This is a genomic window from Amycolatopsis sp. w19, assembly GCF_051373225.1.
GTDB lineage: Bacteria > Actinomycetota > Actinomycetes > Mycobacteriales > Pseudonocardiaceae > Amycolatopsis > Amycolatopsis japonica.
Map to the genome: position 1 here is coordinate 142,590 of NZ_JBPQFM010000015.1, position 11,845 is coordinate 154,434.

The 11,845-nt window shown below is 69.9% G+C and carries 6 protein-coding genes and 1 pseudogene; 2 read left to right on the top strand and 5 right to left on the bottom strand.

Translation table 11 applies throughout. The features are described from left to right. Positions 1-66: 66 nt before the first annotated feature. Both ACSMFO_RS26960 and gltB read right to left on the bottom strand, forming a co-directional pair. Positions 67-1,575, bottom strand: coding sequence for a glutamate synthase subunit beta (locus ACSMFO_RS26960; protein WP_436460954.1), 1,509 nt, complete (start codon positions 1,573-1,575; stop codon positions 67-69). Beyond that, positions 1,568-6,136 carry a glutamate synthase large subunit gene (gene gltB, locus ACSMFO_RS26965; protein WP_436460955.1) on the bottom strand — a complete coding sequence of 1,523 codons (4,569 nt, stop codon included), beginning with the start codon at positions 6,134-6,136 and terminating at the stop codon, positions 1,568-1,570. The genes ACSMFO_RS26960 and gltB overlap by 8 nt, the downstream gene beginning before the upstream one ends. Positions 6,137-6,462: 326 nt before the next feature. Between gltB and ACSMFO_RS26970 the strand changes: the two are divergent. Then, a pseudogene (locus ACSMFO_RS26970) lies at positions 6,463-6,804 on the top strand (SDR family NAD(P)-dependent oxidoreductase); the annotation flags it as partial. 197 nt (positions 6,805-7,001) lie between these two features. Here the strand turns inward: ACSMFO_RS26970 and lgt are convergent. The 3 genes from lgt to ACSMFO_RS26985 are packed head-to-tail and all read right to left on the bottom strand — an operon-like array spanning position 7,002 to position 10,356. Next, positions 7,002-8,018 (bottom strand): prolipoprotein diacylglyceryl transferase, encoded by a 1,017-nt coding sequence (gene lgt, locus ACSMFO_RS26975; RefSeq protein ID WP_436460956.1) that lies wholly within the window; start codon positions 8,016-8,018, stop codon positions 7,002-7,004. A 29-nt stretch (positions 8,019-8,047) separates the two neighbouring features. Further along, positions 8,048-9,217: a M20 metallopeptidase family protein gene (locus ACSMFO_RS26980; protein ID WP_436460957.1), complete on the bottom strand. Its 1,170-nt coding sequence runs from the start codon at positions 9,215-9,217 to the stop codon at positions 8,048-8,050. After that, positions 9,214-10,356 carry an amidohydrolase family protein gene (locus tag ACSMFO_RS26985; protein ID WP_436460958.1) on the bottom strand — a complete coding sequence of 381 codons (1,143 nt, stop codon included), beginning with the start codon at positions 10,354-10,356 and terminating at the stop codon, positions 9,214-9,216. Before ACSMFO_RS26985 ends, ACSMFO_RS26980 begins: the two co-directional genes overlap by 4 nt. 96 nt (positions 10,357-10,452) lie before the next feature. Between ACSMFO_RS26985 and ACSMFO_RS26990 the strand changes: the two genes are divergently transcribed. After that, positions 10,453-11,826, top strand: a complete 1,374-nt coding sequence (locus ACSMFO_RS26990) for a glutamine synthetase family protein (protein ID WP_436460959.1) — start codon at positions 10,453-10,455, stop codon at positions 11,824-11,826. The last annotated feature ends 19 nt before the right edge of the window (positions 11,827-11,845 follow it).

Sequence of the window (11,845 nt, forward strand, 5' to 3'; positions counted from 1 at the left end):
TTGATCCCCGCCCTCCACCTTGGGCAGGAAGGAACGCGCCGACCACGCTGTCGGCGCGCACCGGGCTCAGACCACCGCGAGCGGCAAAGCCGTCGGGTGCACCGGAGCGGGCAGGTCCGAAGCGCCGGTGAGGTACGCGTCGACGGCGCTCGCCACCGAACGTCCCTCGGCGATCGCCCACACCACCAGCGAGGCACCGCGGTGCGCGTCGCCGCAGACGAACACGCCGGGCGAGGAGGTCTGCCAGTCCGCGCCGCACGAGAGCGTGCCGCGTCGGGTCAGCGAGAGACCGAGCCCGTCCAGCAGCGGCATGTGCTCGACACCCTCGAACCCGATCGCGAGCAGCACGAGGTCGGCGGGCAGTTCCTCGACCTCGTCGTTGACCGGGGTCACCATGCGCTTGCCGGTCTCGGGGTCCTTGACCACGCGGACCTGACGGAGCTCCACGGCGCGCACGTTGCCCTCGTCGTCACCGATGAACCGGGTGACCGCGACGGCGAACTTGCGCTCGCCCGCCTCCTCGTGCGCCGGGTAGGTGCGCAGGATGTACGGCCAGGTCGGCCACGGCGAGCGTTCGTCGTCCCTTGTGGACGGTGGCGTCGGGTACTGGTCCAGCTGGGTCACCGAAAGCGCGCCCTGCCGGGTCGCGGTGCCGTAGGAATCGGCCCCGGTGTCCCCGCCGCCGATGATGACGACGTGCTTGCCCGCCGCGTCGACCGGCGACGGGCCGTCGCCCTCGACGTACTTGTTGGCCGGGACCAGATGTTCCATCGCCAGGTGGATCCCGGCGAGTTCGCGCCCGGGTGTGGTCTTGTCGTCGCGGCCGCGCAGCGCGCCCACGGCGAGGACCACCGCGTCGTACTCCGCCCGCAGTTCCTCGACGGTCAGGTCGACGCCGACCTCGCAGCCGGTGACGAACTTCGTGCCCTCCTTGCGAAGCTGCGCGAGCCGCCGGTCGAGGACCTTCTTCTCCATCTTGAACTCGGGGATGCCGTACCGCAGCAGGCCGCCGAGCCGGTCGTCCCGCTCGAAGACGGTCACCTCGTGGCCGGCGCGGGTCAGCTGCTGCGCGGCGGCGAGCCCGGCCGGGCCGGAGCCGACGACCGCGACCCGCTGTCCCGACGAAACCGCCGAGACCTGCGGCTGCACGTAGCCCGCTTCCCAGGACTGGTCGGCGATCGTCTGCTCGACCCGCTTGATCGACACCGGACCGCCGGACAGCGGCGAGATCGACAGCACGCAGCCCGCCTCGCACGGCGCGGGGCACAGCTTCCCGGTGAATTCGGGGAAGTTGTTGGTCGCGTGCAGCCGGTCGCTCGCCGCGGCCCAGTCGCCGCGGCGCACCAGGTCGTTCCACTCCGGGATCAGGTTGCCCAGCGGGCAGCCGGAACCACCGGAGTGACAGAACGGGATGCCGCAGTCCATGCATCGCGAAGCCTGCTTGCGCACCTGTTCGTTGCGCTCGCCGGGTTCCACGTCGGCGTAGACCTCTCCCCAGGTGGCGAGACGGTCCTCTTTGGACTTCTTCTTCGGCTCTTCACGTTCGTACTTCAGGAAACCCGTCGGATCAGCCACGAGCGGCCTCCATGATCGCTTCGTCGACGTCGCGGCCCGCGGCACGCGCCGCCTTCGCCGCGTCAAGGACACGCTGGTAGTCGCGGGGCATCACCTTGGTGAACGCCGCCGAGCGACGTGGCCAGTCGCCGAGCAGCGACGCGGCCACGGCCGAACGTGTGAGGTCGTAGTGCTTCTGCACGGTCTTCTTGAGCCAGGCGAGGTCCTCGGACGACGGCGTCTGGAGATTCACCATCTCCTCGTTGACCTTGCCGCGGTCGAGGTCGAGCACGTACGCCTCGCCACCGGACATCCCCGCCGCGAGGTTGCGCCCGGTCGGGCCGAGCACCACGGCCTGTCCGCCGGTCATGTACTCGAAGGCGTGGTCGCCGACGCCCTCGGCGACGACCACCGCACCGGAGTTGCGCACGCAGAACCGTTCGCCGACCTGGCCGCGCAGGAACATCTCGCCGCCGGTGGCGCCGTAGGCCAGCGTGTTCCCTGCGATGGTCTGGCCTTCCGCGGCGAACTTCGCGTCCGGATGCGGGCGTACGATGATCCGCCCGCCCGAAAGCCCCTTGCCGACGTAGTCGTTCGCGTCGCCGACCATGTCGAGCGTGATGCCGCGTGGAAGGAACGCCCCGAGCGACTGCCCGGCGGAACCGGTCAGCAGCACGTGGATCGTGTCCTCGGGCAGGCCCTCACCGCCGTAGCGACGGGTGATCTCGGAACCGAGCAGCGTGCCGACGGTCCGGTTCACGTTCCGCACCGGCAGTTCCAGCCGCACCGGATGCGCGTCCTCCAGCGCCGCCTCGGCGAGCTGGATCAGCGTCCGGTCGAGGGCGTGCTCCAGGCCGTGGTCCTGCGCCCGCGTGCGCCGCTTCGCCCCGCCGTACGGGGTCTCAGCGGGCATCTCGAAGATCGGCGCCAGGTCGAGACCGGAGGCCTTCCAGTGCTCGATCGCCTCGTCGGTGTTCAGCACCTCGGCGTGCCCGATGGCTTCGTCGAGGGTGCGGAAACCGAGTGCCGCCAACGTTTCCCGGACCTCTTCGGCGACGAACCGGAAGTAGTTCACGACGTGGTCGGCCTGGCCGGTGTACCGCTTGCGCAGATCCGGGCTCTGGGTCGCGACGCCGACCGGGCAGGTGTCGAGGTGGCAGACGCGCATCATGACGCAGCCTTCGACGATCAGCGGCGCCGTCGCGAAGCCGTACTCCTCCGCGCCGAGCAGCGCGGCGATGACGACGTCCTTGCCGGTCTTCATCGCGCCGTCGACCTGCACGGTGATCCGGTCGCGCAAACCGTTGAGCAGCAACGTCTGCTGGGTCTCGGCGAGGCCGATCTCCCACGGGGTGCCCGCGTGCTTCAGCGAGTTCATCGGGGAGGCGCCGGTGCCGCCGTCGTGGCCGGAGATCAGCACGACGTCGGCGTGCGCCTTGGACACCCCGGCCGCGACCGTGCCGACGCCGAGCGAGGACACCAGCTTCACGTGGATGCGGGCGTTCTCGTTGGCGTTCTTGAGGTCGTGGATCAGCTGGGCGAGATCCTCGATCGAGTAGATGTCGTGGTGCGGCGGCGGCGAGATGAGCCCGACGCCCGGCGTCGAGTGCCGTGTGCGCGCGATCCACGGGTACACCTTGTTGGGCGGCAGCTGCCCGCCCTCGCCCGGCTTCGCGCCCTGCGCCATCTTGATCTGGATGTCGTCGGCGTTGACGAGGTATTCGCTCGTGACACCGAAGCGGCCGCTCGCGACCTGCTTGATCGCGCTGCGCCGCGCCGGGTCGTACAGGCGCTCGGGATCCTCGCCGCCCTCACCGGTGTTCGACCGGCCGCCGATGCGGTTCATCGCGATGGCGAGCGTTTCGTGCGCCTCGGCCGAAATCGAACCGTAGGACATCGCGCCGGTGTTGAAGCGCTTGAAGATCGCCTCGACGGGCTCGACCTCGTCCAGCGGGACGGGCTCGCGAACGCCCTCGCGGAAGGCGAACAGCCCGCGCAGCGCGCCACCCTGGCGGTACAGGCGGTGCACCTCGTCGGAGTACTTCTTGTACACCTCTTCCCGGCCGGTCTTCGTCGCGTGCTGCAACAGGAAGACGGTCTCGGGGGTGAACAGGTGCAGCTCGCCCTCGCGGCGGTACGCGTACTCGCCGCCGGTCTCGAGTCCACGGTGGACACGATCGGTCGGGTTGTCCGGGTACGCCCGGCGGTGACGCGTGGCGACCTCTTCGGCGAGCACGGTCAGCCCGACCCCGCCGAGCTTCGACGACGTCCCGGTGAAGTACTCGTCGAGCAGGTCCTGGGCCAGGCCGAAGGATTCGAAGACCTGCGCCGCGGTGTACGCGCCGACGGTCGAGATACCCATCTTCGACATGATCTTCAGGACGCCCTTCACGAGCGCCTTGACGTAGTTGCGGATCGCCTTGGCGGGCTCGATCCCGGTGACCGCACCGGTCGAGATCATGTCCTCGATGGTCTCGAAGGCCAGGTACGGGTTCACCGCCGCGGCGCCGTAGCCGAGCAGCAGCGCGATGTGGTGGACCTCGCGGGCGTCACCGGTCTCGACGACCAGCGCGACACGGAGCCGCTCCTTGGTGCGCACCAGGTGGTGGTGCACCGCGGACACCAGCAGCAGCGACGGGATCGGCGCCATGCGGTGGTCGGAGTCGCGATCGGACAGCACGAGCGTGCGCGCGCCCGCCGCGATCGCCTCGGAGGCCTCGCGCCGGACCCGCTCGATCGCGGACGCCAGCGCGTCGGCGCCACCGTCCACTTCGTACAGTCCGGAAAGGACACTGCACGCGAAGCCGGGAAGGTCGCCGTCGTCGTTGATGTGAATCAGCTTGGCGAGTTCGTCGTTGTCGATCACCGGATACGGCAGCTGCACGTGGCGGCAGGAGGCCGGGCCGGGGGCGAGCAGGTTGCGCTCGGGACCCATGATCCGGCTCATCGAGGTGACGAGCTCTTCGCGGATCGCGTCCAGCGGCGGGTTGGTGACCTGCGCGAAGTTCTGCTTGAAGTAGTCGTAGAGCAGCCGCGAACGCTGTGACAGCACGGCGGGCGGGGTGTCGGAGCCCATCGAACCGATCGGCTCGGCCGCCTTGACCGCCATCGGCGCGAGGAGGATCTTCAGCTCTTCTTCGGTGTAGCCGAAGGAAAGCTGGCGCCGCAGCACGGAATCGTGGCTCTGCACGATGTGGTCGCGGTCCGGCAGGTCGGCGATCTGCAGGAGACCGGCGTGCAGCCAGCCCTCGTACGGGAGTTCCTTGGCCAGCGCCGACTTGACCTCTTCGTCGTCGACGATCCGGCCCGCCTCGGTGTCCACCAGGAACATGCGGCCGGGCTTGAGGCGGCCCTTGGCCACGACGTCCGCGGGGGCGACGTCGAGGACGCCCGCCTCACTGGCGAGCACCACACGGTCGTCCGCGGTGCGCCACCATCGGGCGGGCCGCAGGCCGTTGCGGTCCAGCACCGCGCCGACGAGCGTGCCGTCGGTGAAGGTGACACAGGCCGGGCCGTCCCACGGCTCCATGAGGCTGGCGTGGAACTGGTAGAACGCACGACGTTGTGCGTTCATCCCGGCGTGGTTCTCCCACGCTTCGGGGATCATCATCAGCACCGCGTGCGGCAGCGACCGCCCGCCGAGGTGCAGCAGCTCCAGCACCTCGTCGAAGGAGGCGGAGTCCGACGCGTCGGCCGAGCAGATCGGGTACAGGCGGGTGAGATCGCCGGGGATGAGGTCCGATTCGAGCAGCGCCTCACGGGCGCGCATGCGGTTGCGGTTGCCCCGGATGGTGTTGATCTCGCCGTTGTGCGCGACGAACCGGAACGGATGCGCCAGCGGCCACGACGGGAAGGTGTTGGTGGAGAACCGGGAGTGCACGAGCGCGATGGCGCTGGTGAGCCGGGTGTCGGTCAGGTCGGCGAAGAAGAGCGGGAGCTGCTCGGGGGTCAGCATTCCCTTGTAGACGATGGTCCGCGAGGACAGCGACGGGAAGTAGGTGCCGCAGCCCGCGGTCACGCTCTCGTTCTCGACGCGCTTGCGGAGGCAGAAGGCCAGCCGGTCCAGTTCGAGCCCGGCGGGACATCGCCCGTCGGACTCGGCGCCCGCGACGAACAGCATCGCGAAATGCGGCATGACCGAACGCGCCGTCGGGCCGATGTCGGCGCGATCGGCGTCGACCGGTACCTCACGCCAGCCGAGGACGTCGAGGCCCTCTTCCGTGGCGATCCGCTCGATCAGGGCGATGGCCTTGTTCCGCTCCTCGACGTCCGAGGGCAGGAAACCGATCCCGGTCGCGTAGGTCTGGTGACCGTCGGCGTCCGCCGCGGGCAGGGGGAAGTCCACTTCCGCCCGCAGCAGCTCGTCCGGGAGCTGCAGCAGGATGCCCGCGCCGTCGCCACTGGTCGGCTCCGCTCCGGCGGCCCCGCGGTGGTCGAGGTTCGTCAGCGCGGACAGGCCGTCGGTGACGATGCCGTGCGAGCGCCGCCCGCGAACGTCGGCCACCATGGCCACACCGCAGGAGTCCTGTTCGGATTCGGGATCGTAGAGACCCTGTTTGCCAGGAATGGCGGAGAAGATCATGAAGGGACCTCCTTCGTCGTCTGTGCTCAGCGGCCGGGCGGGGCCGGCCGGGGGATGCGCACGGGACGACGATGGCCCGTTCGTTAGCGAGACTTTAACACCTGTGAAACACGTCGGCATCAGTTCGGCGGGCGCAGAAGCCCGCCGACGGGTAACGATCTGGACGCCCGGAACGACACAGTTCCTGATGAGGTCACAGTAGTTCGTTCCGCTAAGTATATGTCCTGTTCCGGGATGTCACGAGAAGCGGTGAGGCGACCCTAGTCACTCCCGGCGCCCGGCGCGAGCCCAGGACACCGGAAATAGAACGTGTTACAGTTCTGGTCATGATCCTGGACCGTTTCCGGCTCACCGACCAGGTCGCCGTGGTCACCGGCGCCGGACGCGGGATCGGCGCGGCGACCGCCGTGGCGCTCGCCGAGGCCGGTGCCGACGTGGTGATCTCCTCCCGCACCGAAACCCAGCTCGAAGACGTGGCCGCCCTGGTCGCCGCCACCGGACGGCGCGCCCACGCGGTGCCCGCCGATCTGAGCGACCCGGCCGCCGCCGGCGAGCTGGCGCGCATCGCGACGGCGGAGTTCGGGCGGCTGGACCTGGTGGTCAACAACGTCGGTGGCACCTATCCCCGGCCGCTGCTGGAAACCACCCCGGACTTCCTCGAAGAAGCCTCCGTCTGGTCACGCGTGTCGTCCGTCTGGTCACGCGACTCACCGCGGCGAGTCCCGGATGCCATGAAAGGTCCTTTCCTTGCAAAATTTGCAAGGAAAGGACCTTTCATGGCACTCGCGAGGACGGGCGGAAGTACGTGAAGGCCCCCTTCATTGCGTCTAGCGCAATGAAGGGGGCCTTCACGTACCAAAGAGCGCTACTTCTCGGCGTCGGGCTTCGGGTCCTCGGTCGCCTTGTCGGCGGCGGAGTCCCGGACGGTGTCCGGAGCCGCGGCGACCTCCGCATGCGACTCAACGGAGTCGGCGTCCTCCCGCGGCACGTCCTTGCTCCACAGCGTTTCCGGCGCTTCCCTCGGCCCCCGCTTGGCGGCCAGGACGAAGTACGCGATCGCCGCGGCGAACAGCAGGATCGAGGTCCACACGTTGACCCGCAGGCCGAGGATGTGGTTCGCGGTGTCGGTCCGCATCATCTCGATCCAGAACCGGCCCGCGGTGTACCCGGCGACGTACAGCGCGAACACGCGGCCGTGGCCGAGGCGGAACTTCTTGTCCGCCCAGATGACCAGCAGCGCGACACCGAGGTTCCAGATCAGCTCGTAGAGGAACGTCGGGTGCACCGGGCTGTCCGGCAGCGGGACGTGCCCGATCGCGATCCCGTTCAGGAAGTCGTCCGGGTTGGTCGGGTTGTAGCGCTGGTAGATCTCCAGTCCCCACGGCAGATCGGTGTGCGCGCCGTAGAGCTCCTGGTTGAAGTAGTTGCCGAGCCGCCCGATCGCCTGCGCGATCACGATCCCCGGCGCGAGCGCGTCCGCCATCGCGGGCAGCGGGATGCCCCGGCGGCGGCAGGCGATCAGCGCGCCGACGGCGCCGAGCGCGATGGCGCCCCAGATGCCGAGGCCGCCGTCCCAGATCTTCAGCGCGTTGAGCGGGTTCTTGCCCTCGCCGAAGTACAGCTGGTTGTCGGTGATGACGTGGTACAACCGGCCGCCGACCAGGCCGAACGGCACCGCGAAGACGGCGACGTCGATGACGGTGCCCTTCGTGCCGCCGCGGTTCACCCAGCGCCGCTCGCCCAGCCAGATCGCCACGATGATGCCGGCGATGATGCAGAGCGCGTATGCCCGGATCGGGACCGGCCCGATATGCCAGACGCCCTGGTCGGGGCTGGGGATGGTCGCGAGGAACGCTGCCGAGGCGGTATTCACGTCGGCCACCGTAGCGCTTCGTCGACTTCTTGGGGGCGTCAGCCCTCGACGGCGGCCAAACAGCCCGCGATCAGCGCGGACGCGACCTGCCCGATGGCGGCGTCGGGCGGCAGGAACAGTTCGTCGTGCAGGCTCGGCGCGCCCGCGGTGTCGCCGAGGCCGACGAACATCATCAGCCCGCGCGTCATCCCGCAGTAGTGCGCGAAGTCGTCGGCGCCGAACGACCGGAAATCGGTGTCCACGCCCGCCCCGGTCCGGACGAGCCGCCGGTGTGCGCGCTGAGTGAGCCCGGCGTCGTTGTGCAGCATCGGTTCGCACGGGCTGATCTCCAGTTCCGCCCGGCAGCCGTGCGCCTTGGCGGTGCCGTGGACGATCTCGGCGAGCCCCTCCAGCGCGAGGTCGCGGTCCTCGGCGCGTATCAGCCGCAGCGAGCCCGACAGGCGGGCCTCGTTCGGCACGACGTTCGCCGTGGTCCCGGCTTCGATCCGGCCGACCGAGCAGACCGCGCCGAACACCGGGTCGACCCGGCGGCTCGCGAGCTGCTGCAGGCTCACCACGATCTGGCTGAGCGCGAGGATCGGGTCCCGCAGCAGGTGCGGATACCCGGCGTGCCCGCCCTGGCCCCGGACGACGACGTCGAACTCGTCGGTGGAGGCGTTGACCGGTCCCGGCACCGCCGACACCACGCCCGCCGCGAGCCGGGGCTGGACGTGCGCGCCGATGACCGACTCGACGCCGTACTCGGTGAGCACGCCCGACTCGACGATGTCCAGCGCGCCGGACGGCGACGTCTCCTCACGCGGCTGCAGGAGCGCCACGAGCGGCCGGGGCACCCCGACCACGGCGGCCGCGCGGACGGTGGCGACGAGCGCGGCCATGTGGACGTCGTGTCCGCACGCGTGCATCAGCGGCGTCTCCGAAGCCCACGGCACCCCGGTGCGCTCGGTGACCGGCAGCGCGTCCAGTTCGGTGCGCAGTGCCACGGCCGGTCCCGGCCGGGTGCCGGGGAGCAGGACGGCGCGTCCGGTCTTGGCGACCCGGACCCCGTCGTCGATGCCCAGCGCCTCGACGACGATCCGCGCGGTGTCCTCCTCGTCGCCCGACGCGCGCGGATCGGCGTGTACGCGGTGCCGCAGCCCGATCGCGGAAGGCAGCTCCGCTTCGACCGCGGCCTCCCACCGGTCCTGCAGTTCGTCCAGCTCCGTCATGTCCCCTCCAGCCCGTACACCCGTTCGGCGTTGCGGTGCCCCACCAGCGCCGCTATCCGATGCGCGTCCACTTCGGACAGTACGTCCGATGTGAGTCCCGCGTACAGGAAGTCGGACAGTCCTTGCCGGAACAGCGCGGTACCGAGGTGGTACAGCTCGGCCAGCCCGAACGCGTCCGTGGAGAACAGCAGCTTCCCGAACGGCACGATCTCCATTGTCTCCGCGATGATCGCGGGCGCACGATGACCGGCGTTGTGCGTCGCGAGTCCCACGTCGACGAACACGTGCTCGAACACCTGCGCCAGATACGCGGCGTTCCGGTGGAAGGGATAGTTGTGCAGCAGCATGATCGGCACCCCGTGCGAGCGGGTGGCCCGCAGGAGCCCGGTGAGCAGCAGCGGATCGCAGCGATGCAGGTCGACGTCGGAATCGCCGAACCCGACGTGGAACTGGATCGGCAACGCCAGATCGATCCCGGTCCAGATCAGGAAGCGGTGCAGCACCTCGTCCGCGAGCCGGACCGGTTCGCCCGCCTCGATGCGCGCGAGCCAGCGACCCGCCGCTTCGGTGACTTCGGCGTCCGTCGGCCGCTCCCCCGCCAGGTCGAGGCCGACCCGGTAGGCGGCGATGGACTTGAACCCGACGGCCGTCGTGGCGCGTTTCGCCAGTTCCCCGGTGAAGGCCTCGATGAATCCGGCCGCGGTGGTGGCTCCGATCACCGTTTCGGCGACCTGTTCGAGGCGGACGATGTCCCGCGCCCGGGCGGCGGACAGCGCCGCGAACTGCTCGGTCGTGGTCAGCGTGTCCGGCAGGAAACCGCCGTCGAGCAGGAATTCGGTCGTGCCGGTGGCGCGCAGGAATCGCGCGTTGACCTCCGTGGCGCCCAGTTCGGCGCGGCGGGCCAGATAGACCTCGGCCGGGACGTGCGGCGGCAGATCGAGCACGGGCGCGCAGCGGGCCCGCACCGCGAGCCCGATCAGCGAATCGAACAGGGTGGTGCCCAGTGACGAGACGGTGTCGGCCTCGGTGAGCAGCTGTTCGAACTCGATCCGGCCGAGGTCACCGGTGACGACGCCGTGGCAGTGGTGGTCCACCAGCCGCGTCCGGGCCACGAACGGCAGGATCGGGGTTCCCGGCATGAGCGCGTCCCTTCTCGTGATCGACGAGTGCGGCCTCACCCTATGGCCGGATCGGGGCGTGGCAAGGGGCTGGAGAACAGGCCAGGATGAGGAACCATGGTGAACCGGGAAGCACTGACCGCCCGCGCGACCGCCCTCACCGGGGAACTCCGGGCACGGGGTGTCGAGCTCGTGGCGCTGACCTTCGTGGACAACGCCGGGATAGCGCGGGTCAAGGCGGTGCCACTGCGGAAGCTGCCGTCGGCGGCCGCGTGGGGTGTCGGCGCTTCGAATTCCTTCGATTTCTTCGGCTTCGACGACGTCATCACCGGCGGTGAGCATTCCCTCGGGCCGGTCGGCGACCTGCGGCTGCATCCGGACCTCGACGCGCTGACCGTGCTCGCCGGGCAGCCCGGCTGGGCTTGGGCGCCGGTGACGAAACTCGATCAGGAGGGCGAACCGCATCCGCAGGACGGGCGGGCCCTGCTGGCGACGGCGGTGGACCGGCTCGCCGCACGCGGTCACCGCGCGCGGATGAGTTTCGAGATCGAATGGGTGATCACCAGCGCCGACGCCCCGGACGACGCGCGGTCGGCCACGGCGGGCCCGGCCTACGGTTACGCGAGGCTTTCCGAGCGCGCGGACTATCTCCGCGCCTTGGTGTCCACTTTGGACCAACAGGGCGTCGGGGTGGAGCAGATCCATCCCGAGTACGCGGACGGCCAGTTCGAACTGTCCGTCGCCGCCGCCGATCCGGTGCGGGCGGCCGACATCGCCGTGCTGACTAAGGAGACGATCCGCACGCTCAGCCACCGGCACGGGCTCAAGGCGTCCTTCACCCCGAAGTTCGCGCCCGCCGGCGTGGGCAACGGCGGACACGTGCATCTGAGCGTTTGGGACGGAGCGCGGAATCTTTTTTCGGGCGGGGAAAGGGTTTTCGGGCTGACACCGCTCGCGGAGTCGTTCAGCGCCGGCATCCTGAAACGGCTGCCCGCGCTGCTCGCGATCGGGGCGCCTTCGGTGGTCAGCTATCTGCGCCTGGAGCCGCACCATTGGGCGGGGGTGTACACCGCGTGGGGCCTGGAGAACCGGGAGACGCCGCTGCGGCTGGTGCGCGGCGTCGCCGGGAATCGCGCGTCGGCGGCGAATCTCGAGGTCAAATGTTTCGACCTGACCGCGAATCCGTATCTGCTGGCGGCCGCGCTGCTGTTCGCCGGGATGGCCGGTGCCGACGAGGAGGCGTCACTGCCGGAGCCACTCGACGTCGACCCCGGAATCCTGATCGAAGAGGAACGCGCCGCCCGCGGGATCGAGCGCCTTCCTCAGCGGCTGGAAGAGGCCGTCGCCGCGTTCGAGGCGGACAAGGATCTGGCGGCCGCGTTCGGCGCTCCGCTGGCGACGACGATCGTGGACGTGCGACGGGCGGAGATCGAGCGGTTCGCGCACGCGACCCCGGAGGAGATCACCGAGGCGCAGCGGTGGCGGCACTGAGGCCACCGCCGCACCTTCG